Annotated in this window: 21 protein-coding genes; 12 read left to right on the top strand and 9 right to left on the bottom strand. The window is 52.2% G+C overall.

Translation table 11 applies throughout. From position 1 onward, the window contains the following. Nucleotide 1: 1 nt before the first annotated feature. Entirely contained in the window at nucleotides 2-625 is a 624-nt protein-coding gene (plsY, locus tag K355_RS0103155) for a glycerol-3-phosphate 1-O-acyltransferase PlsY (RefSeq protein ID WP_022730662.1), read from the top strand. 105 nt (nucleotides 626-730) lie between these two features. On the opposite strand, the gene K355_RS22980 is transcribed toward plsY, so the two are convergent. The 4 genes from K355_RS22980 to K355_RS0103135 are packed head-to-tail and all read right to left on the bottom strand — an operon-like array spanning nucleotide 731 to nucleotide 4360. Continuing rightward, a complete protein-coding gene (locus K355_RS22980) occupies nucleotides 731-2470 on the bottom strand; it encodes a flotillin family protein (protein WP_211219011.1) in 1740 nt (579 codons plus the stop codon). 39 nt (nucleotides 2471-2509) lie between these two features. Beyond that, entirely contained in the window at nucleotides 2510-3178 is a 669-nt protein-coding gene (locus tag K355_RS22975; protein WP_081649440.1) for a YqiJ family protein, read from the bottom strand. A gap of 11 nt (nucleotides 3179-3189) precedes the next feature. Beyond that, nucleotides 3190-3861 carry a PspA/IM30 family protein gene (locus K355_RS0103140; RefSeq protein ID WP_022730661.1) on the bottom strand — a complete coding sequence of 224 codons (672 nt, stop codon included), beginning with the start codon at nucleotides 3859-3861 and terminating at the stop codon, nucleotides 3190-3192. After that, nucleotides 3854-4360 (bottom strand): hypothetical protein, encoded by a 507-nt coding sequence (locus K355_RS0103135; RefSeq protein ID WP_022730660.1) that lies wholly within the window; start codon nucleotides 4358-4360, stop codon nucleotides 3854-3856. The genes K355_RS0103140 and K355_RS0103135 overlap by 8 nt, the downstream gene beginning before the upstream one ends. A gap of 233 nt (nucleotides 4361-4593) precedes the next feature. On the opposite strand from K355_RS0103135, the gene dprA reads away from it, so the two are divergent. From dprA to rnr, 3 genes are all read left to right on the top strand, one after another. Then, nucleotides 4594-5907, top strand: a complete 1314-nt coding sequence (gene dprA, locus K355_RS0103130) for a DNA-processing protein DprA (protein ID WP_245562894.1) — start codon at nucleotides 4594-4596, stop codon at nucleotides 5905-5907. A gap of 166 nt (nucleotides 5908-6073) precedes the next feature. Then, nucleotides 6074-8716 (top strand): type I DNA topoisomerase, encoded by a 2643-nt coding sequence (gene topA / locus K355_RS0103125; protein ID WP_022730658.1) that lies wholly within the window; start codon nucleotides 6074-6076, stop codon nucleotides 8714-8716. 48 nt (nucleotides 8717-8764) lie between these two features. Beyond that, on the top strand, nucleotides 8765-11209 hold the full coding sequence (rnr, locus tag K355_RS0103120) for a ribonuclease R (RefSeq protein ID WP_022730657.1): 2445 nt from the start codon (nucleotides 8765-8767) through the stop codon (nucleotides 11207-11209). An 88-nt stretch (nucleotides 11210-11297) separates the two neighbouring features. On the opposite strand, the gene K355_RS0103115 is transcribed toward rnr, so the two are convergent. Further along, complete coding sequence (locus K355_RS0103115; protein WP_022730656.1) at nucleotides 11298-12080, bottom strand: Hpt domain-containing protein; 783 nt, start codon at nucleotides 12078-12080, stop codon at nucleotides 11298-11300. A 184-nt stretch (nucleotides 12081-12264) separates the two neighbouring features. On the opposite strand from K355_RS0103115, the gene K355_RS0103110 reads away from it, so the two are divergent. The 3 genes from K355_RS0103110 (at nucleotide 12265) to rpmG (ending at nucleotide 14606) form a co-directional block, all read left to right on the top strand. Then, a complete protein-coding gene (locus K355_RS0103110; protein ID WP_028791270.1) occupies nucleotides 12265-12645 on the top strand; it encodes a DUF983 domain-containing protein in 381 nt (126 codons plus the stop codon). A gap of 139 nt (nucleotides 12646-12784) precedes the next feature. After that, nucleotides 12785-14344 carry a S41 family peptidase gene (locus tag K355_RS0103105; protein ID WP_022730654.1) on the top strand — a complete coding sequence of 520 codons (1560 nt, stop codon included), beginning with the start codon at nucleotides 12785-12787 and terminating at the stop codon, nucleotides 14342-14344. 94 nt (nucleotides 14345-14438) lie between these two features. Beyond that, entirely contained in the window at nucleotides 14439-14606 is a 168-nt protein-coding gene (gene rpmG / locus K355_RS0103100; RefSeq protein ID WP_008890790.1) for a 50S ribosomal protein L33, read from the top strand. A 161-nt stretch (nucleotides 14607-14767) separates the two neighbouring features. On the opposite strand, the gene K355_RS0103095 is transcribed toward rpmG, so the two are convergent. Both K355_RS0103095 and K355_RS0103085 read right to left on the bottom strand, forming a co-directional pair. Further along, complete coding sequence (locus K355_RS0103095) at nucleotides 14768-15145, bottom strand: DUF423 domain-containing protein (protein ID WP_022730653.1); 378 nt, start codon at nucleotides 15143-15145, stop codon at nucleotides 14768-14770. 292 nt (nucleotides 15146-15437) lie between these two features. Next, nucleotides 15438-16118, bottom strand: a complete 681-nt coding sequence (locus tag K355_RS0103085) for a Crp/Fnr family transcriptional regulator (protein WP_022730651.1) — start codon at nucleotides 16116-16118, stop codon at nucleotides 15438-15440. A gap of 248 nt (nucleotides 16119-16366) precedes the next feature. Here K355_RS0103085 and K355_RS0103080 point away from each other — a divergent pair, with 248 nt between their 5' ends. Together K355_RS0103080 and ggt are read left to right on the top strand one after the other, a co-directional pair. Continuing rightward, nucleotides 16367-17203, top strand: a complete 837-nt coding sequence (locus tag K355_RS0103080) for an alpha/beta hydrolase (RefSeq protein WP_022730650.1) — start codon at nucleotides 16367-16369, stop codon at nucleotides 17201-17203. 94 nt (nucleotides 17204-17297) lie between these two features. Then, nucleotides 17298-19076 (top strand): gamma-glutamyltransferase, encoded by a 1779-nt coding sequence (ggt, locus tag K355_RS0103075; RefSeq protein WP_022730649.1) that lies wholly within the window; start codon nucleotides 17298-17300, stop codon nucleotides 19074-19076. Nucleotides 19077-19162: 86 nt separating this feature from the next. On the opposite strand, the gene K355_RS22970 is transcribed toward ggt, so the two are convergent. Together K355_RS22970 and K355_RS0103065 are read right to left on the bottom strand one after the other, a co-directional pair. Next, a complete protein-coding gene (locus K355_RS22970) occupies nucleotides 19163-19834 on the bottom strand; it encodes an HAD family hydrolase (RefSeq protein ID WP_022730648.1) in 672 nt (223 codons plus the stop codon). 13 nt (nucleotides 19835-19847) lie between these two features. Next, on the bottom strand, nucleotides 19848-20201 hold the full coding sequence (locus K355_RS0103065) for an ArsC/Spx/MgsR family protein (protein ID WP_033368377.1): 354 nt from the start codon (nucleotides 20199-20201) through the stop codon (nucleotides 19848-19850). Nucleotides 20202-20343: 142 nt separating this feature from the next. Between K355_RS0103065 and dusA the strand changes: the two genes are divergently transcribed. The 3 genes from dusA to K355_RS0103050 are packed head-to-tail and all read left to right on the top strand — an operon-like array spanning nucleotide 20344 to nucleotide 24553. Further along, the gene (dusA, locus tag K355_RS0103060; RefSeq protein WP_033368376.1) at nucleotides 20344-21339 is read left to right on the top strand and encodes a tRNA dihydrouridine(20/20a) synthase DusA; all 996 of its coding nucleotides are present in this window, start codon (nucleotides 20344-20346) and stop codon (nucleotides 21337-21339) included. Further along, nucleotides 21336-23360: a bifunctional tRNA (5-methylaminomethyl-2-thiouridine)(34)-methyltransferase MnmC2/FAD-dependent 5-carboxymethylaminomethyl-2-thiouridine(34) oxidoreductase MnmC1 gene (gene mnmC / locus K355_RS0103055; protein WP_022730645.1), complete on the top strand. Its 2025-nt coding sequence runs from the start codon at nucleotides 21336-21338 to the stop codon at nucleotides 23358-23360. Before dusA ends, mnmC begins: the two co-directional genes overlap by 4 nt. Further along, nucleotides 23357-24553 (top strand): MFS transporter, encoded by a 1197-nt coding sequence (locus tag K355_RS0103050; protein ID WP_022730644.1) that lies wholly within the window; start codon nucleotides 23357-23359, stop codon nucleotides 24551-24553. The genes mnmC and K355_RS0103050 overlap by 4 nt, the downstream gene beginning before the upstream one ends. Nucleotides 24554-24579 lie beyond the last annotated feature (26 nt).

Below are 24579 nucleotides of genomic sequence, written 5' to 3'. Positions count from 1 at the left end.
GATGGAACTTGATGCAACCTACAAAGCAATGTTGATGTCGCTTCAGGTGGCAACAGTGTGCGGTTATTTGCTGGGGTCCATTCCGTTTGGCCTTGTCCTCACCCGCATGGCCGGTCTTGGTGATATTCGCAAAATCGGTTCGGGCAACATTGGTGCAACCAACGTTTTACGCACCGGACGCAAGGGTCTTGCCTTCCTGACCCTGATTGGGGACGCGGGCAAAGGCGCGTTTGCGGTTCTGATTTTCACCCACCTTGTCGGCGTCGAACAGGGCATCTTTGCCGGCGGTGGTGCTGTGATTGGCCATATGTTCCCGGTCTGGCTGCGGTTTAAGGGCGGCAAAGGTGTTGCCACGACCCTTGGAACTCTGGCCGCCGTAAACTGGATCATGGGGCTTTGCGCAGCACTTACATGGCTGGTGATGGCGCTGATATTCCGCATCTCATCGCTTTCGGCGCTGATTGCGATGATCGCAGCCCCACTTGCCGCTTTCTTTATTGCCAATGATCCGGGTGCTGGATGGCTTGGTGTGTTTTTGGCGGTGATTGTCTGGTTGGCGCATCACGACAATATTGGCCGCCTTTTGCGCAGTGAAGAACCAAAGATTGGCCAGAAAAAGAAGTGAATTTGTAGAACGCACGACATCAAGGCCACAAAATATATAAAGAAGAAGCCCATCCAATTTTTCTGGATGGGCTTCTTTGCTTCAAATCAACAGGCGAAGTATCACTTAATTTGCTGGTTTTTCAGGTGTCTGATTCGCGGCGCCGCCTCCAGCTTTCTCTGCTTCAACCGAACCACCCATTTCGGGTAAAATTGAGGCGATACTATTTATATCACCCCCGTTAATCCCGACTTCCTTCAATAAGGAATCCAACAACGGCGCCTGTGCACGATAGCGAAGGGCGCTGTTGACAACATTGTCGGCGAGGTTACCGCTGCCAGCCTGCGCACCATTTGAACCGGATCCTCCACCAAGACCTTCGACCTGAATAATCTTGATACCGTCAATGTTTTCCATAGGTTTGACGCTTTCACGAATAATCTGATCCAGATTTTCAATCAGCTTAACCTTGATCTGCATTGCAATCTGCTCCGCCGATAGGACATTTTGCGCTTCATTGATCGCTCTAGTTCCTTCTGCATCGACGCGATAACGAATTTCAGCTGCTTCCGCACGGAGTTTTTCTGCCGCAGCTTCACCCTCAGCTTCTTCACGCAGGGCATCTGCACGATCCGATGCCGCCATTTTTTCTGCTTCCGCTGCAACCTTGATGCCAATTGCCTGTCGTTCAGCTTCTTTTGCCGCTTCTATCAGTTCAATCACCTTGTGACGTTCGGCGACCTCGTTTTCACGAGAAGTCGTCACTCTCTCCTCGGCCTGAACGGCTTTGGCGCGTGCGATATCAGCAACAGATTGCGCTTCGGATTGCTCTTTGGATTTTTCAGCAATAGCAATCGCACGTACTTGTTCGGCAAGTTCGATTGCCTTTTCCTTTTCAATTTCTTTTTCTCGGATCAATCGTTCCATCTCGATCCGTTCTTCGGCAACGCCTTTATCGGCAGTAATCTTTGACTTTTCGACGTTCTGAACAGAATTAATCTCTGCCTGCTTTGCTGCTTGCTCTTGTTCTGCACGATGGCGTGCGATCTCGGCCAACTGCGTTGCCTTACGCACCTCCACTTCGCGTTGCTGCTCAAGCTTGGCGTATTCCTCGTCACGGATTAACGCAAGGTGGAGCTTCTCACTTTCCAAGTTTTTGGTCTTGATCTGGACCTGCGTATCTTGCTCAACATCGTTGCGGATCTTTTTACGACGTTCAATTTCCTCTGTCAGGCGGGTCAAGCCCTCTGCATCAAACGCGTTGTTCGGATTGAAGAATTCCATTCCGGTCTGGTCAAGACCGGTTAAAGAAACAGATTCCAATTCCAAACCGTTCTTCAAAAGATCTTCTGTAACCGCTTGCTGTACCTTTTGTACAAAATCGGTTCTTTTTTCATGGAGTTCTTCCATCGTCATTTCGGCTGCAACCGAACGTAATGCATCGACGAACTTACCTTCTACCAGTTCTTTAAGCTGCATTGGCTGCATCGTGCGCTTACCCAACGTTTGTGCGGCAGCAGCAATTGACTCTTCCGTTGGTTGGGCACGAACATAAAATTCTGCCACCACATCAACACGCATACGATCCCGAGTGATCAATGCCTGATCGTCATCACGGCGCACCTCAAGACGCAGTGTATTCATATTGACCGGAATGGTTTCGTGCAGAATCGGGAAAACCAATGCACCACCATTCATGATGATCTTTTGGCCACCAAAACCTGTACGTACAAAGGAAGTTTCTTTTGATGCTCGGACGTACAACCGCATCAAAATCATGCCCATCGCCAACATCGCGACGACAATCACAATCGCCACCGTGCCAACGCCTAATAGGCCATCAAACATACTTGTTCTGCCGTACATCAAAAATTCTCCACCAGTATTTTTAGAAGATAAACATCTCTAGTCCGTCAAACCGTTTGATTCCGGCCTAATCGCGAAATAAACAGACTTCTTTCGGCGAACGATCAGAACCCGCTCACCGCGGATAAAACTGTCCATTCCAATATCTGGCTCAACCAAAATGTAGTGCGTTTGGGTATGCTGATCCTTTACTTTGGCCTGAGCCGGATATTTTGATCGCGCCTCGCCGCCAGTAAGGGTAGCTAGTTTTCCAATCAAACTATCGCGCGAAACGGCAGACGTTTCGTCTTGAGGCAAAACCTTGATCAAAACAGCATTGCCAACACTTAGCACCGGCATTGAAAAGGCGAATGCAGGGATAGAGGCCAGCAAAGCCGGCAAAGGCGCACCGAATACAGCGTTCACTAATCCCTGTATGAATAAGCCAAGTAAGCCAAATGCCACCAGAAATACGATTAGTGAGAATATAGCTGGAACCTTGCCAATTCGAAGCCAGGTCAAGAATTGCCCGCTGAGAGATGGCTTCGCAAGATCCGGCGCATCAATGTCGAGATCAATATCAATATCTGGCAACAATCCATCAAGGAAGCCAAATATCCCTGCCCCAACCATAAGGCCCACACCTTCAATCGCAGCAAGAATTGCAACGATCACCAGTGCGACCGAGAATGGAAAATTTGCCGTTTCATTCACATAGGACAGCAACATTGCAAAACCATCTATTTGTTCAAACGGGTTTTTATCGCAGCTAGCCGTTCGCTTACGCGGTTTTGCCTAGCAAGGGCTTCAAGTTCCTGCAGTTGAGCAGCGGTCTTTGGTGCGGTCAGACCGCCCGAACCAAGGCCGGTCTGACGTTCCATTACACGTTCAAATGTCTTTGTTGCATTCGAAACACCACGTTCCACCGAAGCCTCAGCGCCACCATCTGACGTTTTAACCCCGGATATTTGGCGCGCTTGGAGGAAATGTTGCAATTCTTCCTTCATTTCACGCTTACGGGCCTGTAGAGCAGCGATATAACCTTCAAGCTCACGTTCCTGCTCCGCAGCTTCGGCAATGCTTTGCTCCAAAACAGGGATTTGCGCTTCAATATCCAGTTGATGGAAAACAGCAGTCTCAGCTAGATCTTCTCGTTTTTGACCTAACGCTATTTCGATCTTGTCAGACAAATCTTCATGCTCAGAGTTTTTGTCCGACAGTTTCTTGTTCGCGAGATGTTTGGTCGCAATCACACGGCCCAATTCTGTGCGTACATCCTCGATCGCATCGTCAATTTCCCGGATGGATTGTTCCATGATTGCATCAGGTGCCGCATCTTCGACCGCATTAAGAATGGCATTCAGTCCACCACTAATAATACGGCTTACACGACTTGATAATCCTTCAGTCATTGACACTCTCCTTCTGATTTCGCGCTTCCACGAGCCGCGACAGTTCGACAATACGTCGGGTTAAGTCATTCATAAGCCCCGGATTAAAACACGGAGCATCTTCGGTAATGGCAAGGCGCAGCACATATTCGGAAAGTTTAACGGCCTGCTGAGCCATCCGCGCTTCAAACTTGAGAAGATCATCTCCGCCCTTCGGGCCAGAAATCAACTCAGCATGTACTTCACAAATCCAGTCGGCAAAGTAGTGAAGCAACTCTGATTCAATCTCGAACTCCCGTTCGAGATTTCTCAGATTGTCCAGCGAAGGGCGAAGGTCATCCCGAACAGACTTGAGAACTTCATTAAAGTCCTGCCCGGTTTCTTTGCGCAATCGAGCTTCGGAAATGATCTGGCGAATTTTGTCACTGGGCGTAACAGCCCCGGACATACTTAGAGACGCAACAAACTCGGCATCTTCCGCTGCTAGACGAACACTGAATGGGACTGATTTATTGGACAATATCCGTCTCCTTAGTCGTCCGGAAACATTAGAGCACCATTACGTGCTCGACTTTAGCTTCAATAAAATGGAAACTTACACATCTTTTACGTGCAGTCAATACATTTGATTACATATGTAATCAAATGGTGACGCAAATCTTTACATAACCATGAATTGCATTACAATCATCACAGATACCGAATTCGGGATACGGAAAATATGACAAAACTCACTCTTGGTTGATTTTCTTGATGAACAAACACCTTAAAGCCCACAATTATAACGATATGCGGAAAAACATAGAGCCACCATTGCGATACCCACAGTCTGAACGTCTAGCGCGTATGCGACTGGCGCTTAGCAGCAATATAGGTCCGATCACCTTTCGCAAGCTTCTTGACCAGTTTGATTCCGCGCTCAACGCTATTGAAGCCTTGCCTGATTTCCTCGTCAGAACTAAATCGTCTCGTAAAATCAGTCTTGCTAGTCGAGATGATACGATCAAAGAGATTGAAGCCGCCAAGGCATGTGGTGCAAAGCCAATCATTTTTGGCGACCCTGAATATCCAGCCCTGCTGGCCAGGATCGAAGATGCCCCACCCTATTTTTATGCCATCGGCCGTGTTGAGCTTTTAGCCCGCCCTGCGATTGGGCTGGTCGGGGCACGCAACGCATCGGCCAACGGATGCGGATTTTCCCGAAAGCTTAGCCACAGCCTATGTGATGCAGGGTATGTTGTGGTGTCAGGCATGGCGCGCGGCATTGATGGGGCAGTCCATGAAGCGGCCTTGAAGGCTGACCCAAATGCACATGGTGGCACCATTGCCGTTCTGGGCGGTGGGGTTGATGTTATCTATCCACGCGAACATCGCGATCTTTATGGCAAACTGTGCGAACAGGGCTGTGTTATTTCTGAAATGCCGCCCGGCTTACAGCCACAAGCGCGTCACTTCCCAAGGCGGAACCGCATTATTTCCGGCCTATCATACGGAACGGTTGTGATTGAGGCGGGCCGAAATTCCGGGTCATTGATCACGGCACGGTTTGCCGGTGAACAGGGACGCGATGTGTTTGCCGTCCCCGGTTCCCCAACCGATCCGCGTGCAGCAGGCCCAAATAGCCTGATCCGGGATGGCGCAATATTATGCGACTCTGCGGATGTGATTTTGGATGCTTTGCGTGATGCGACGCAAAACACGCACCTTTTTGAAGATTTTCATCAATTTAACACGAACGCACGCAGCCCTGAGGCAAATAGCGATCCGGCGCGGTATGATGACATCGCACAATCGATTGTTCAGGATGCGGAAAATTCCGGATCAAAAGAACCGTCACAAAGCATTGAAATTGATAGCGAACTGGGGGATTTATCCCCCACCGACACCGATGTAAATCAGAGTGGCAAAGTTCTTGATCTTTTATCGACCACACCGCTTCTGATTGATGACCTTATTCGGGCGTCTGAGCTTCCGGCAAACAGCATTTCGAGCATTCTGATTGAACTCGAACTTGCAGGAAGGGTTGAACGTCACCCCGGAAATAGGGTATCGCGTATCGCCAAATGAGAGTCGCGTCGAAATCGGGCGTGACAAATATTGTTGTGATTTGCTGCAATTTGCGCAATCTGGTCTGAACTTCCGATACACTATATATATGTGTCGCTCATTCGGATTATTCGAAGCACAACATAATGATCGCCTTCGGGCGCAAGAACCGGACACGAAAAACGTAATGAATCTTGTCATCGTCGAATCCCCGGCCAAAGCCAAGACGATCAACAAATATCTCGGTGATGATTTTAAGGTGCTGGCCTCTTTCGGTCACATCCGCGACCTTCCGTCCAAAGACGGTTCGGTCGATACCGATAACGACTTTTCGATGATCTGGGAAACAGACGGTCGATCTGAAAAACAGATCCGTGAAATTGCTTCGGCAGCGCGAGACTCCGATACCATCTATCTCGCGACTGACCCGGATCGCGAAGGTGAAGCCATTTCGTGGCACATTCTTGAGGTGCTTGAGCAGAAAAAATTGCTCCGTGGGCGTGATGTCCATCGCGTCGTGTTTCACGAGATCACCAAAAAGGCTGTTACCGAGGCAATTGCCAATCCGCGTGAGCTTAATAAAGAGCTGGTCGATGCCTATCTGGCGCGCCGCGCATTGGATTATCTGGTCGGGTTTAACCTGTCGCCGGTTCTGTGGCGTAAACTGCCCGGTTCACGGTCGGCTGGCCGTGTGCAATCGGTCGCACTTCGTCTGATTTGCGAACGCGAAATCGAGATTGAAGCATTTCGCGCCGATGAATACTGGTCGCTCGAAGCTGGGTTTACGATCCCGGAAGGCAATTTTTCGGCCCGCCTCACCCATTTGAATGGTGAAAAACTCGACAAACTCGCCCTTGGCAACGAAGACGCCGCCAAGATTGCGCAAGAAAAAGTCGAATCGCGTAGCTACACGGTTTCCAAGGTTGAGCGCAAAGACGTTAAACGCCGTCCGCAGCCGCCTTTCACCACCTCAACCTTGCAGCAGGAAGCATCGCGTAAGCTTGGCTTTGGGGCCAAGCGGACCATGCAGCTTGCCCAGCGCCTGTATGAGGGGATTGATATTGGCGGCGAAACCGTTGGTCTGATTACCTATATGCGTACCGATGCCGTCGTATTGTCGGGCGAAGCACTCGCCGCGGCACGTCGCCTGATCGGCAAGGATTACGGTGATCAGTATCTGCCGGCCAGTGCGCGCAGCTTTGCCAACAAATCCAAGAACGCGCAGGAAGCCCACGAAGCCATCCGCCCAACCGATCTGTTCCGTCGCCCCGATCAGGTGGCGCGACACCTCGATAAAGATCAGTTGAACCTTTATACCCTGATCTGGAAGCGGACCGTCGCCTGTCAGATGGAAGACGCGCGTTTTGATCAGGTTGCGGTTGATCTGTCATCGAATGACAATCACGTTGTTTTGCGTGCCAATGGCTCGGTCGTGAAGTTTGATGGCTTCCTGAAACTGTATCAGGAAGGCAAGGATGATGATTCAGACGATGAAAAAGACCGCCGTCTGCCGCCGTTAAAAGAAGGTCAGAAACCCGATCTTGGCAAAGTCAGCATTGATCAACACTTCACCCAGCCCCCGCCCCGCTATACCGAGGCGAGCCTGGTCAAGAAGATGGAAGAACTCGGTATTGGCCGTCCGTCGACCTATGCGTCGATCATTTCAGTGTTGCAGGATCGTAACTATGTCTTGCTCGAACGTCGTCGCTTTGTCGCACAGGATCGGGGACGTCTTGTCACAGCGTTTCTGTCGAAGTTCTTTGAACGTTATGTGCAGTACAACTTCACCGCCGACCTTGAAAACCAGCTTGATGAAGTCTCAATGGGCAATCTGGCCTGGAAAGATGTTCTGAAAGATTTCTGGTCTTCGTTCAAAGGCAATGTTGACGAAGCCAAAGAACTCAAAATCACCGAAGTACTTGATGCGCTTCAGGTAATGCTGGAAAACTATCTGTTCCCGACCCGCGAAGACGGCAAAGATCCACACAAATGCCCGAAATGCGAAGACGGTCAGCTGAGTCTGAAACTGGGTAAGTTTGGCGCCTTCCTTGGCTGTTCAAACTATCCGGAATGTAATTTCACCCGTCCGCTGGTTGCCAATGAAAACGGCAGTGATTCCGAACTTGATGCCGGACCAAAGGTCCTTGGTATTGACAAGGAAACCGGCAAGGAAATTACACTACGCAAAGGCCCATACGGCGTTTACGTGCAGCTTGGCGAAGAAGAAGAAGTTGAAGGCAAAAACGGCAAGCCCAAAAAGGTCAAACCGAAACGGACATCCTTGCCCAAGGGGCTGGAACCGTCGGTCGTTGACCTGTCAAAAGCCGAGGAGCTTCTGACGTTGCCGCGGCTGGTCGGGATTTATCCTGATACCGGTGAAGAAATGAAAGCCAATGTTGGTCGTTTCGGCCCCTATGTTCAGGCAGGCAGCATATTTGCGTCCCTTAAGGCCGATGATGACGTTCTGACGATTGGCGAAAACCGCGCCATTACCCTGATTGCGGACAAACGTGAAAAGGCCGGCACGGAGATCGGCAAGCATCCTGACGACAATGAACCGATCTTTGTTGCCGTTGGTCGCTGGGGTCCGTTTGTGAAGCACAAAAAGACCATCGCCAACATCCGCGACGTTGAACGTGACGACATCACGCTGGAGATGGCGATTAAGGCGATTAAGGAAAAGGAATCCAAGTCGGGCAAAACCACCAAAGCCACGGCGAAGAAAGCGGCTCCGAAGAAAACAGCGGCCAAGAAAGGCCCCGCTAACAAGAAAGCAGCAAAGAAACCTGCAGCGAAAAAGACAACCACGAAAAAGGCGGCGGCGACGTAATCGCCGCCTTCCTTTTTCGGGTGACACGATTGAAAGGACGCCGCAAAGTTGGCGAACGATAGAGACGATAAGAAGCACTTCCCGACACGGGAAGAAATCATTGAGTTCATCGGCATGAGCCCGACCCCGGTCGGTAAGCGCGAGATCGCGCGCGCCTTTAACATTAAAGGTGCGGCCAAAATTGAGCTTAAAAAAGTCCTCAAAGACCTGAATATCGGCGGTGACGTCGTCAAAGGACGTCGACGGTTTGATAAACCAGACCGCCTGCCCCCGGTCGATGTTCTTGAAATCACCGGCATTGACGATGACGGCGAAGTTCTTGCCAAGCCAAATGTCTGGAAGCACGACTACGAACCGCCACAGATCACAGTCAAGTCGATCCGTCGCGGTGGACCAAGTGCACCGGGCGTTGGTGACAAAATCCTCGCCAAGTTGCGCTATACTGGCAAGCAGACCTACGAAGCCAGCATCATGAAGGTTCTGGGTAGCGGTCCTCAACGCGTTCTGGGTCTTTATCGACCGAACGAGCGCGAAGGCCGTGTTGTGCCGACAGACCGCAAGGATAGCGGCGAAATCGCCGTGCCACTTGATGATCATCCCGATCTTGAGACCGGTGCGCTGGTTTTAACCGAAATTCTGCCGGGCAAACATTTTGGATTGCGCAAAGGCCGCATCACCGAAGTTCTTGGCAACATCAACGAACCAAAGTCGATCAGCCTTGTGTCGATCCATGCGCGTGGCATTCCATTTGAATTCCCGCCAGAAGTCGAATTACAGGCCCGTGAGTCCAAGGCAACGCCGATGGACAAACGTACAGATCTGCGCGACATCCCGCTTGTCACCATTGATGGTGCCGATGCGCGTGACTTTGATGATGCGGTCTGGGCAGAAGCCGACACCGATCCGGAAAACGAAGGCGGCTGGCACCTTATGGTGGCGATTGCCGATGTGTCCTGGTATGTGCGTCCGGGCGATGCGCTTGACCGCGAGGCAGTAAAACGCGGCAATAGTTGCTATTTCCCTGACCGCGTGGTGCCGATGTTGCCGTTTGAACTGTCAAACGGTTGGTGTTCGCTTGTTCCCCATGAAGACCGCGGCTGTATGGCTGTTGAAATGTGGCTCGACAAAAACGGCCATAAACTCAGACATAAGTTCTGTCGCGGGATGATGCGCTCTGCGGCCCGTCTGACCTATGATCAAGTTCAACGCGCCGTGGATGGGCAGCCAGACGATACGACGGGTCCGCTGGTCGATACGGTCATCAAACCGCTTTATGGCGCGTTTGACGCCTTCCTGCAGGCACGCAAACGCCGTGGCGTTCTGGAACTTGATGTTCCCGAGCGCAAGATCGAACTGAACGAACAGGGTCAGATCGTTGCCATTGCACCGCGTGCCCGCTTTGACAGCCATAAACTGATCGAAGAACTCATGATCGCGGCCAACGTTTGCGCGGCCGAGGAACTTGAGCGTATCAAGCAACCTTGCATGTATCGTATCCACGATGCGCCTAGTGAGGAAAAGCTCGAAGCGTTGCGAGAATTCCTTGAAGGGGCTGGCTATACCCTGAATAAGGCAGCCGTTTTGCGCCCACGTGATTTCAACCAGATCCTTGAAAAAGCCAAAGACACGCCAGAGGCCGAACTGATCAATACCGTGGTATTGCGCAGTCAGTCACAGGCAATGTATAGCCCCGACAACATTGGGCACTTTGGTCTGGCACTGAACAAATACGGGCATTTCACATCCCCAATCCGCCGGTACGCCGATCTTCTGGTTCATCGCGCACTGATTGCCGGATTGAAACTTGGTGAAGGTGGCCTGCCACCGGAAGAAGGTGAACGGTTCGAACAAATCGGTGCAGACATTTCTGGCACCGAACGCCGGGCGGCCATGGCAGAACGCGATGCGGTTGACCGGTATGTTGCGGCCTATATGTCTGATAAGGTCGGCGCCGAATTCCCCGGCAAGATTTCCAGTGTGACACATTTTGGCCTGTTCATTTCGTTGCAGGAAACCGGCGCGGATGGTCTGGTGCCGATTTCCACCCTGCCCGACGACTATTACGTTCACGACCCCGCCAACCACGCATTGGTTGGCCAAAACCGGGGCAAGACGTTCCGTCTGGGCGATCAGGTTGTTGTGCGTATTGCAGATGCTGATGCCGCCACAGGATCGCTGGCACTGCGTTTGGCCGAACATGCCGATATCACGGCACGCGATCTGGAAGAACGCCCACGCAGTGGCCGTCGTGGCCAGCAAAACCGCCGCGGCAGCCCGGGGGATCGCAGCCATCGTCACGGCAGCAAGCCGGGATTCCGATCCGGCCCACGTGATGCCGCTGGTCCGGGTGGTACGTCAGCGACAAAGTCGAAGGGGAAAGGTGCAGCCAAGCCCGGGGGTAAAAAGAAAACAACCCCGAAAAAGCAGCGTAAAATGGTCGCGTCAGACCGCGTTGCACGCAGCAATGCAAAACGCGGCGACAAACCGCAATAAGACCCAAGACATCCGTTAAGACGCTTAAAGGGCGGCCCGTTTAGGGGGCCGCCCTTTTTCGCACCTGTCTGGTTCCTACAAACATTGCTTACATCAATGTATCGATGAATTTTGCAAGATGGTCGGCTGTTTGTTTGCCGCGGTTACTGATAATCGCAACATTGCCCGGCAAGCCTTCAAGGTCGGGATGACCGGCATCGAAGCTTGTCAGCAAACCAAGTTTTTTATTGGCCAGAGTTTTCATCGCAGCCAGTGCGCGGATCAGTTCAATACCGCTTAATCCATCAAGAACGGCGGCTGTGATCACGGCATCAGGATGTGATTGCACGACGGTTTCAAATGCTTCGACCGCAGTGCGTGCCGTGATGGTGCGGAAACCCTTTTCACGCAACTCACGTTGTAGAAAACGCGCCTGAACAGCGGTTGCCGTGACGAGCAGAACTTCCTTGTCATTGGTCGTGACCGCAGCACTTTTTGTCCCAACATCTTCGGTCGTGACACTGCGGGTCGGCAAAGAGCGAAGAATGCGCGTTTCTTCGTCCGCAGCCGGGTTGGTGCCACTTTCAATGATCTCACGGATCCAACTGGTGAAATCGACAAGGGAAGCCGCTTCAAGATCATTAATCTCGGTCAATTCGGCAATGTAGTCTTCCAGACGATGGGCAATTGCCCCAACCAGTGGGAAGCCGAATGAGCCCGCAAGTCCCTTAACGGTGTGGGCTTCGCGGCGCAATTCGGCAATCCCCGGTCCGGCTTCATCCATACCACCTGCGATACGATCAATTGTGGTTTCAATCCGGTCGACCCGGTCCACGGTGTCCTCAATGAAGTCCTGTTTAAGATTGGCGACGATATCGTCAGCATTTCCCATTGGGCGACTCCTTTGGCAGGTATTTGATAACGCTCAATAATCTTTAGTTCGCGCAGGGGCTGAATTGGGTGGAACGAATTTTCTTGCTTACGCTATTGAACATCATGATGATGGTTTGACGTTTCAATGCCCCTTTTTAGCCCCCGGATCAAGGGGACAAAAAAGAAACTGGAGTTCTCGCCCCATGACCGACGCGCACGCCCCACAACAAAGCCGCGGCAGCCGACTAATGACAGGTCTGCGCCGTGGTTTTCGCCGCAAATGCCCCAATTGCGGCCAAGGTTTTGCTTTTGGCGGCTATCTTAAACTTCGATCTGAATGCGACGTCTGCGAACATCCGATTGGCGAGTACCGCTGTGACGATGCCCCGCCCTATTTTACCATTTTTCTGGTGGGACACATTGTTGTGTCAGGCGCCCTTGCCATGGAACAATCCATGAGCCCGTCGATGACACTTCAATTGGTTGTCTGGCTGCCGACAACTGTTGTGTTGTGCCTTGGCATTCTGCCCTTCGTCAAGGGAGCTGTTCTGGGCACGCAATGGGCCATGGGGATCAAAGGATAGCCATTGGCCTGATGGCGGTTTTCTTTTAGAATTAGTCCTCTTGGCACTTTATTTGAACCGGAACATTTAATTGGTTACAGCTGCTTTGCCAATCACCGACACCTGCTCTTTGACGTGCCGTCCGCGAAGACATTTGCGTATGGTCGTACTTGTTGGTGCCTGTCTTTGGCAAGCAGCATGCGCCACATCCAACCAGCCCGCAATAACATCAGTTGATGATCCGCAAACGCGAGATCTGCTTAACCAGACTATTGAACTGGTTGCGACACGCTATATTGATCCGATCAGCCGTGAACAGATTCTGGTTAACACACTTGATGGCCTTTCTGATCTGGATAACAACATTCGGGTAAATATTACCCCTGATGACCTTGTTCTGAACTATGGCACGCAAACGGTGCAAACCATCGAGCTTCCCAAAACGCCCGACAGTGGCGGCAGCCCGATGGTGTGGTCAGAGATCACCATCAAGGGACTGAGTACATACCGGGCTTATTCGCCGGATTTGCGTTCCAGTTCGACACTCGACATTCAATCCGCCCTGATCAGCGGTGCGATCCGCAATCTGGATCGCTACAGCCGTTATGAAGGCCCAAAGCAGGCTGAAACGGCGCGCAATCGTCGTGATGGCTATATCGGGATCGGGGTCCGTGTGATTGGCGGGGAAGGATACCCTGTGGTCAAACTGGTTCATCCTGATAGTCCAGCCGATTTGGCCGGTTTGCATCCGGGTGATGAGATCATCTCAGTCAATGGCGATGACATGTATGGCCAGACCAGCCAGTTCACAGCCGACCTTTTGCATGGCGAAGAAGGCAGCAGTGTGCGCATGGAGGTCAATACCGCCAGTTCGCTACAAATCATCCCGATGGAGATTGTGCGTGAACGGGTGATTGACCGGACAGTCTTTACCGAGTTTCGCGACAATGTGCTGATTGCGCGCCTGAGCAGTTTTAACAATGCTACGGCCTCTGCCCTTGGTGACAGCCTTCTAACGGCTCAATTACGTCCTGGCGGGCTCAAAGGGGTCATCCTTGACCTTCGTGGCAACCGTGGCGGCCTTTTGCAGCAGGGTGTGGCAGTTGCCGACCTGTTTTTGGAAAACGGTCCCATTGGCAACACGTTTTCGCGCGTGATGGCCGCACGTCATGTGTTTAAAGCTGAAACAGGTGATGTCAGTTCTGGTGTCCCGCTTGTGGTCCTGATTGATGGGCGCACGGCATCATCGGCGGAGTTGGTCGCAGCAGCACTTCAAGATCGCAATCGCGCCGTGCTGATTGGATCGACCAGTTTTGGCAAGGGTTCTGTTCAGGCCATCAACGATCTTCCTAACAAAGGTACGCTGACGTTCACGTGGTCACGCATGACGGCACCTTCTGGCTACACGTTTGATCGAATTGGTCTGTTCCCGGCGGTCTGTACGGGCACACCGGCGACGCAGAAAATCAATGCGTCCGATCAAGTAACAAATGCACTGGCCCATCACGATCAGATCACCAAGATCATGACAAAGTGGCGCAGTCTTGATTATCAGGACGAAGCAACACGGCGAGAGCTTCGGGACGTCTGCCCGGCCGATACGCATGGCACAGGATTTGACGTTGAAGTTGCCCTTGAATTGATCAAAAACCACCCTTATTACAGGACGCTCGTCTTTGCTGGACAACAGGAAATCGCGGACATTTTTAACGTCGAGTAAAAATGCATTATTTTTTGCCAAAATGGCTTGACAGTCTGTCGATAACCTTTATGTTCCGGCGCCTGAGATACACCTGAACACAGGATGCAGAGACATGGCGAAGCCCGCTTCGATCCTCGTAAAGTTGGTAAGCACCGCAGATACCGGTTACTTCTATGTTGTTAAGAAGAACCCGCGGAATACCACCGAGAAATTCCAGTTTCGCAAGTACGACCCCGTCGTGCGTAAGCACGTCGTGTTCAAAGAAGCGAAAATGAAGTAATCTGGTTCTTCGGAACTTGATTGCACTCAGACTTTAAAAAAGACGTGTCCTTATGGGCACGTCTTTTTTTTATTTGTCCCGAAAGGTTGTGCCAGTTCGAACTGAATGCCCCCCCACCTTTAAAGGACGACCATTACGTCCTGTCCACACCCGCACGTCCCCTAAGACGAAAACTGCCGGTACCCAGCCACAGCAAGCAATAACCAGCCGACGATAAACGCGATCCCCCCAATGGGTGCGACGGCGCCAAAAACTGACAAGCCGGTAAACGCAATCACGTAAAGCGCGCCACAAAAGAACAAGATTCCAATCAACATGGCATAGGCAGCAGCCCGCAAAAGCTTTTCATCGGGCACTTGGCGAACAACTGCCGCGATTGCAACAAGGGCCACGGCATGGATCAATTGATAATGTGCGCCCTTTTCAACAAGACCGCGCGCATAGTCCATGTCGCTTCCGGCCATCGCGTGGGCGGCAAATGCGCCCAGTCCGACCGCGATAGCGCCATTCAGCCCCGCCAGAATAACAGACATACGCATGGTGGATTTTCTCCTGCTTGGCTACGCCATGAAAGTCATGCGCGACATTACCGGGCGCTTGGGAAAACAGCCATGCGATAACGCAAAAAAAATGGCCGTACATAAAAATGTACGGCCAGTAAACTCTCTTGGGGGAGATGTGTCGAACAATCTAACTGTCCGTCACAAGACTATTACTACCCCCGCGATCATCGAATTTCTGTGACAACCATCACAATTAGAAAATAATTTTCGGCGATGACTGTCCATCCGAGACACTCATTCAAAGCCACAAGTTAAAGCAGATTACAGCTTAGTGGATTGATTCACTCAGGAATTCTTCAAGTCGACGCACATCAGGGACATGCAGGCCGTTATCGACTTTGTTCACAAGCCCCTTGCGGCCAAGACTGCCCATAACGCGGGCCACCGTTTCACGCGATGTGCTGACACGTCCGGCGATTTCGGAATGAACCGGCACGGGTGACAATACTGCTGCACCTGTATCATCTGAGACTTGCTGTGCACGGCGCATGATTTCGGCAACCACCCGTTCGTTGGCACCAAGGGTACTTACATCGACAATGCGCCGTGTGGATGTGCGTACAATGCGTGCGAGTTCGCGAATGACGTTCCAACCGACCGACGGATGGCTTTTGACAACCGTTTCAAAATTGGCCGGACTTAGGATGGCGACCTCTGTGTCGTTCACAGCAAACACACAGGCAGATCTTGGCTGCCCATCAATGGCTGAAAGCTGTCCCACACAGCCGCCTGCCCCGATTTCTTCAAGCGTGATTTCACGCCCGGACAGCGAGTAATTCACGATCCGCACCCGACCAGACAGGATCAGATAAACATCTGAACTATCGGCTTCCGGTTCGATCATTTGTGCCCCGGCCGAGAAGTTTTTCCGGTTAATGTGGCGCTCCACATCAGTAAGCGCCTCCTCGTCCAAACCCGCCAAAATCCCGACGACAGATAATTTAACCATGTGTCCGTGCTTTTCGCTTTTGTGTTGTTTTTATGAGAACAGCCCATTGTCTTAAAACAGGAAGGTCCACCCCATTGCAGTATCAAGTTTGATCATATGCAAACAAAAGTAGACTGACAATCATTGCGCATTGAAATGTTTGAAACCAGATCAAGATAGACTTATCCATGCTGCATGTGCGAACATGTGATTGACGTTTTCAGACAAGGCTTGATCTTTCGTCCGTCCCATTACCAAGGAGACCGACCATGAGTCCCGAGTTGGAAATCTTTCGCCGCAGCCCGACTGGCAAAGCCAAAAGCAAAAACCCAATCGTTTTTGTCCATGGTGCCTATACCGGTGCCTGGTGCTGGAACGAACATTTCCTCACCTGGTTTGCAGATCAGGGGTTTGAAACAATATCCTTCTCTCTTCGTGGTCATGGCGGCAGTGGTGGTCGCGCATTGCGCAGCCTTGCCTCAATTGACGACTACGTCGAGGACTTAGAAGAAATCGTCGAGACACTCGGCAAAAAGCCTATCCTGATCGGTCATTCGATGGGGGGCTATGTCATTCAGAAATATCTTGAACGCCATACCGCCGAAGCGGCAGTTCTTTTGGCATCCGTGCCGCCAGAGGGGCTTTTGGCAAGCAACGCAATGATGGCGATGGCACAGCCTGATCTGTTTTTCCAGATGTTCTGGTTACAGGCTATTGGACCGCACACCCTGCTGCGTGAGCGTCTTGGCCGTGCGATGCTATCACCTGACATCGCCGAAGATGAAGGCATGATCTATTTTGGGCGGCTCGAGACCGAAAGTCATCGGGCATTGATGGATATGATGGGGGCAAACCCGGTTTTTCTGCCATCCACAGAAGTACCGTCGATGCTTGTTCTTGGGGCACGCAATGACGAAATCATCCAAAGCGAGCTGATCCATCGGACCGCCCGACGCTATAACGCCGACTATGCGCTGATTGATGATATCGCGCATGCCATGATGCTTGATAAAAACTGGGAAAAGGTTGCAGAAACTATCCTGCAATGGCTTGAAGTTACACTCGTCACTCAGGAACGTCGCAAGGGCAACAAAAGCGCAGCATGACAACGGCGAAAACAAGCGCTTTCCATTTTGTGGAAATTCTGGAAGCATGAACAACCTCTGGATTTAGTGTCTCACCAGATAAAAGGTTGTTGATATGCCCCACAAAAACACATCTTTTCGCCTTGCATCAATTGTGACGGTCGCCTGTTTAACCTGTATCCCCATACCATCGGCATATGCCCAACAGGCCACCGACGCCGTCGCGCCAGAAACCGGCAGCACACAACGCATCGGGCTTAGCCAGTCGATCACATCCGATAACTGGATGATCGCGGCGGCCAACCCGCTTGCAGTTCAGGCAGGGGCAGACGTCCTGCGCCGTGGCGGCAATGCGATTGATGCAATGGTCACCGTACAGACAATGCTTGGCCTTGTAGAACCGCAGTCCTCGGGCCTCGGCGGGGGTGCTTTTCTGGTGTATTATGATGCCAGTTCGGAAAAGCTTACAACGCTGGATGGGCGTGAAACCGCGCCGGAAAATGCCACACCAACCCTGTTTCAAGATGAAAACGGCGAACCGCTTGAATTCTATGATGCAGTTGTTGGTGGACGGTCGGTCGGAACACCGGGGACTCCGGCCTTGATGAAATCCGCCCACGAAAAGTGGGGGCAACTCCCATGGGCAAATTTGCTTACCCCGGCAATTAGCACAGCAACCAACGGCTTCTCAGTGTCCCCGCGACTGGCAGAACTGATCGCCAGTGACCAAGAAAAGCTTTCACGTGATCCGGTTGCGAAAAGCTATTTCTTTGACAAAGACGGTGCGCCACTGACAGTCGGGACGGTTTTAAAAAACCCGCAATATGCCACGACCCTAAAAGATTTGGCCGAAAACGGCATAACGAACTTCTATACCGGACAGATAGCCAAAGACATCGTCGCCAAAGTCACCGGTGCAAGCTGGAACCCCGGTGTTTTATCGCTTAGCGATCTTGCCCGTTATCACGTCAAAGAACGCGCTGCGGTTTGCGCGACCTACCGTGCATATGATGTTTGCGGCATGGGCCCGCCGTCGTCAGGTGCCCTCACCGTTGGGCAGACGCTTGGGCTTCTGAAGCCTTATGACATTGCATCGCTTGGCCCGAATTCAGCAGAAAGCTGGCGCCTGATTGGGGATGCATCCCGCTTGGCCTTTGCGGATCGTGGACGTTATATGGCTGATGTTGATTTCGTTCCTATGCCGTTAACCGGGTTGCTTGACGCGGACTATCTCGCAGACCGGTCAGAACAGCTTAACCGCGATACAGCCCTTGAAGATGTCGCACCGGGAACGCCAGCCTTTAGCCACGCGATGAACCTTTCAGACGACGACGCCATCGAATTTCCCAGCACAAGCCATTTTTCCATTGTTGATGCCTACGGCAACGTTGCATCTATGACGACCACGATTGAAAACGGGTTTGGCTCACGCCTGATGGTGCGGGGCTTCATGCTCAACAACGAACTAACTGATTTTTCCTTCCGCACGCACACGGACGGCGTTCCCATCGCCAATCGGCTTGAACCGGGCAAACGCCCCCGCTCTTCAATGGCGCCGACAATCGTCATGAAGGACAACAAACCATTTATCGCAACCGGATCGCCCGGCGGGTCACGGATCATTGGCTATGTCACACAGTCGATCATCGCCATGATTGACTGGCAACAACATCCTCAGGCCGCGGTCACCATGCCCCATTTGGTCAACCGGTTCGGTACCTTTGATCTGGAAGCAGGTACCTGGGCCGAGGACCTTGCCCCAGCCCTTGAGGACATGGGCTTTGAGACCAGCATTCGGGATCTCAATTCCGGTATCCATGCCATCATGATCACCGAGGATGGGCTGATTGGTGGCGCCGATCCACGGCGCGAAGGTATCGTGATCGGGGAGTAACCACCTTGGTCAGACAAAACGGGCAGCACATAGTGTGGCTGCCCGTTTTTCATTGGAAACGTCATACATTCAGGCTTAGCTGCCAGTTAGACAGTTAGCCAATCATCAAGAAGGGCATTCAGCTCTTTATGGTCGCTTGCGATGTAATCGGCCCCCGCTGCGCGCAGCATGTCGGCGGGCGTGATATCAACCAAACCAATGGTGGTCGCACCGGACGCAGCACCTGCACGCACACCGTTCTGACTGTCATCAACGACGACACATTTTGAAATTGGAACACCGATCTTTTTAGCTGCCAGCAAATAGACATCCGGGTGTGGCTTGGCATTAGCAACATCGTGGGCCGAACAAATATTGCCGTTGAAGCGTTCTTTAAGCCCAACCTTGCCCAATGACACTTCCATTTTGTCATGTGGACCATTGCTGCCAACCGCCATAGGGATGCCCTTGGCATCCAGAAGATCAAGGATCGGGCCGAGGTCGGCATAGGGTTCAAGGTCGTTGCGAAATGCCGTAAAAGTCCGCGAATAGCATTCTGACAGCCAGTCTTCTGGCAAGGAAATGCCAAACAGGTCTTTCATTTTGGGTGGCACCATCGCAAGTGTACCGCCGATGAAAAGATCATGGGTTTTCTGCATATCCATATCGCAACCATAGCCACAGAGCTGCTCGGTCAAGACACGACATGCAAGAGTTTCGGTATCAACAAGAACACCATCGCAATCAAAGATTACACCGCGTACAACTGGTTTGGTCATGTTTTGATTATCCTTACACACCAGCCAGTTCTGCCCACCGGGCTTCGTCATAGGCGACGGTGCGGGTATTTCCAAAATCAACCACAGGACGCTTGATCACGGTTGGATTGGCCACAAGGATTTCCGCCGCCGCTGGTCCGCCCTGCTCAAGCGTTGCCTTATCGGTGTCTGACAGATTGCGATAGCTTGGCCCGCGTTTATTGATCAGCACCTTGCCACCAACTTCATCCAACCAGCCCGCAATGGTTTTGACATCAATGCCATCGACACGGAAATCATGAAGTTTGTTTTCAACACCCTTGGCGTCAAACCATTTCAGGGATTTGCGCACCGTGTCGCAATTCTTGATGCCGTAAATCGTAACCATGTTCATTCCTGTTTTGATATCCGTGCGATGCAGCCATGCATCATGTAAACGGTTTTGACCCTAAATCATTGAACCTATATAAAGACCACGCCTTGACGACGGCAACCCCATTGACCCCGATTTGATGACGAACGGCACAGATATGACTGTTAATCGACGTATTTCCGTCGCCCCGATGATGGATTGGACGGACCGGCATGATCGCTTTTTCTTGCGGCAGATCAGTCGGCATACGTTGCTTTATACCGAAATGGTCACAACAGGTGCGATCATTCATGGCGGTGTGGACAGGCATCTGCGTTTTAACGATGCGGAACATCCGATTGCCTTACAACTTGGTGGCAGTGATTCCGATGATCTGGCGCGTGCGTGTGATATCGCTAATCAATATGCCTACGACGAGATCAACCTTAATTGTGGTTGCCCATCTGATCGGGTGCAAAATGGGGCGTTTGGCGCGTGTTTGATGGCGACACCGGATGTCGTTGCCGATTGCGTTAAATCGATGATTGCGGCCAGCGAGGCGCCAGTCACAGTCAAAAATCGAATTGGCATTGATGATCAGGAAGATTATCCGTCGCTCAAACGGTTTACCGAAACCGTGGCCAATGCCGGGTGCAAGACGTTCATCGTCCATGCCCGCAAGGCGTGGCTCAAGGGCCTCTCGCCCAAGGAAAACCGTGAAGTACCGCCACTTCGCTATGAGCTGGTCTATCAGCTTAAGCAGGAATTTCCCGAACTGGAAATCCTGATCAATGGTGGCATCAAGACGCTTGATGAGACCGAAGATCATCTTAAGCATGTCGATGGGGTAATGATCGGGCGAGAAGCCTATCAAAACCCATATGTTTTATCGGACGTGGACCAGCGGTTTTACGGTAATGACACGCCCCCCCTGACCCGCCATCAGGTGGTCGAGGCGATGCTGCCCTATATCGAACAACACCTTGGCGAAGAAAACGGCACGATTGGCCATGTTACCCGCCATATGCTGGGTATTTTTCAACAGATGCGCGGTGCCAAACAATGGCGTCGGCATTTAAGTGAAAATGCGCACCGCAAAGGGGCTGGAACAGAGGTTGTGCGTGAAGCACTTGCCCTTGTGCCCGAGCTGCAAGACGAAGTACTTTCGGCATGACAGCCGATGCGCCGGGTGAAAACGCTGATCCCGTTGCCGGTGACATAACCTGGCGCGACGGCAATGTGCCGTTTTCACCGCATTTTGGCGATGTGTATTTCAGCCCCAAAGATGGTCTGGCAGAAACACGCTATGTATTTCTTGCAAGCAACAACCTGCCAAGCGCATGGCAAACGCGTGATAATTTCACCATCGGGGAAACAGGGTTTGGTACCGGGCTAAATTTTCTAGCGGCTTGGCAGCGTTGGGCACAAGACCCCAAGCGATCAAAGCGCCTGCATTTCGTCACTGTCGAAAAATACCCTCTTTCGCGCGACGACATGATCCGTGCCCATCAAAGTTGGCCGGAACTTGAGGATTTCTCACAGCAACTTGTCGATATTTGGCCGAATGAGACCATGTTACCCGGCGCCCATCGTTTCATCCTTGGCGATGGCGCAATCAGCCTGACGGTCCTGATCGGTGATGCGACTGATTGTTTTGGTGATTATGACGGTACGGTTGATTGCTGGTTCCTTGATGGCTTCACCCCGTCGCGAAACGCCGACATGTGGCAGCCAAAGCTGTTTGATGCACTTGCGTCGGCGTCAAATGATGACGGGGCGACACTGGCGACCTTTAGCTCCGCGCGCATTGCGCGTGACGGGCTTAAAGATGCAGGTTTCACGGTCAGCAAACGCCGGGGCTTTAATCACAAGCGTGACATGATCATCGCCACCCTGCCCGCCAAGACACCGTCGGAGGTCGGATTAAAGATTGCCGATGAGCCATGGTTTGTCTTACCCAAAGCACGTCCCCCCAGATCCGTGGCTGTCATTGGGGCCGGCATGGCGGGTGCGGCCTGTGCGCAAGCCCTGCGACAACGTGGGTGTGACGTCCACCTGTTTGAAAAGAATACCCATACGGCCAGTGCGGCATCGGGCAATGCGGTTGCGATGCTCGAACCCTATTTAACCGTCGATAACGCGATTATGGGACGCTTTTACGAAGCCGGGTTCCGGTTTAGCCATCACATGATCAAACGCCTTGCGGAGGCAGGGCTGGTTGATGCTGATTTCTGTGGTGTGCTTTCCCTGGTAACGGACCTGCGCACGCAAGAACGTCAAAATGGTCTGATGGCCCGCCTACCTGACAAGCCCGATTTGGTCAAAGCCCTTAACCGTGATGAGGCCAGTACAGCATTTGGCTTGCCCCTTCCTGCGGGCGGGTTGTTTTACCCGAATGCTGGCTGGGTTAATCCGCCGTCCTTTGTGAACGCCCTGTTGGATGGGATTGCCATCCATCTTTCCACAGAAATCGTCACAATTTCCGATGATACATCGGGCAAAGTTTTGGCATCCCGTGATGGGGCGCAGCACGGCCCGTTTGATGCCGTGATCATCGCCGGTGCCACCGAAACCGGGCAACTTTCACAAACGGCGTGGCTTAGCGCGCACATGCAGCCCGTTCGCGGCCAGATCAGTACATTTCGGCAAAGTCTTGTCCGCAATGCACATGGCCGCGAGACCATCCGCTGTGTGTTGAGCCATACGGGATACATAACCCCTGCGCGTAAAGGTGTTCACGTATTCGGGGCAACCTTTGCACGTGACGACACACGAACCGATCTGCGCGAAAGCGACCATGCGGTTAACATTGCCCAACTGGCCGATGTGTTACCCGATATGGCAAAAATGCTTTCGCCCGGCGACCTGGGCGGTCGTGCGGCACTTCGTACTGTCACAACCGATCATTTGCCCATTGTCGGCCCGGCCCCTGATTATGATGCCTTCCTTGCGGCCTATCCCGATCTGGACAAAGGCAAGAATTACGCGCGATATTTCAATGCGCCTTACCACAGGGACGTGTATATCTGTACCGGATTTGGGGCGCGCGGGTTGATTGCCGCCCCGCTTGCCGCCGAAATTCTTGCCAGTGAGATTTGCGCCATGCCCCTGCCATTGGAAAAACAGCTGATGCATGCGATCCATCCAGCACGGTTCATCATTCGCGGATTGAAACGGCGGAAAATCACGGCATGAGTATGCACGACAAATTTCCCCTGCAATCGTCCGAACGGATGCAAACAGCAACGATCCTTGCGCTGTTTTTCGTCGGGCTTTTCCTGATCCAAGGCGTTTTCCTACCCTATTGGCCAGTGTGGTTGAAGGCGCAAGGATTGTCGGCCGGTGAAATCGGTATTTTGCTGTCGCTGCCAAACTGGGTGCGGGTGTTTGCCGATCCATTGATTGCCCAGCGCGCCGACCATACGGGCAATCGTAAAACACCCATGATGTGGCTGGCGGGTATTTATGTCCTGACCGTTCTGGCCTTTCCGGTTTCAAGTAACTTTTGGTGGCTTGCCGGGTTATCGGTGGTCATTGGCTTTACGTTTTCCCCGCTGCTGCCACTCGGCACGACCATTACCGTGCATGAATGCAAAACCCGCGACCTTGACTACGGGCGCGTCCGGCTTTGGGGGTCGCTTGCATTTATTTTTGCATCCTATGGTGCGGGTTGGGTTCTCGATGGAACCTCAACCACATGGATTGTCTGGATGCTGTTTATTGCCGGTATCGTCAATTTTGCCATCACTACCCGCATGCCTGATCCGCAAACAGACCGTTCTCTGAGGTCCGGATCATCGCTTGTTTATCTGCTGCGCAAGCCGGTTTTCCTGATCTATCTTGGCTGTATTGGCTTTGCCCAAGGGTCGCATGGAACTTATTACAGCTTTGCCTCAGTCCATTGGGAAACGGTTGGTTATTCCCATGAAATGATCGGCACATTCTGGTCCATCGGGGTGATTGCCGAAATCGCGCTGTTTGCAGTTGCGGGCAAGTTTGTGCGAGGCCGCCATCCGGGGATCCTTTTTGCCCTTGGTGCAACAGCGGGTATCGTGCGCTGGATTGTGCTGGGCAGCAGTGATGCATTCTGGATGATTGTTCTTGTTCAGCCGTTACACGCCATGACCTTTGGTATCACCCATCTGGCAGCTGTCAGCTTTATCGCACGCGCCATTCCGCAACAATTGGCGACCTCGGCACAAAGCCTGATGGCGACCTTGTCGATGGGGGTGTTTTTGGGCAGCAGCATCTGGGCATCCGGCCCGCTATATGAACATTTCGGATCGCACGCCTATTACGCCATGGCCGGACTTTCAGGGATTGCGCTGGTATTTGCCTTCTGGCTTATGCAAAGTTGGCGCGGCGAGGACAAGACATTCTGTGACTGACAGAGTTTCATTGAATACAAACACAA

Source organism: Thalassospira lucentensis MCCC 1A00383 = DSM 14000, from assembly GCF_000421265.1.
Classification (GTDB): Bacteria; Pseudomonadota; Alphaproteobacteria; order Rhodospirillales; family Thalassospiraceae; genus Thalassospira; species Thalassospira lucentensis.
This window is presented reverse-complemented; position numbering and strand designations above follow the sequence as displayed.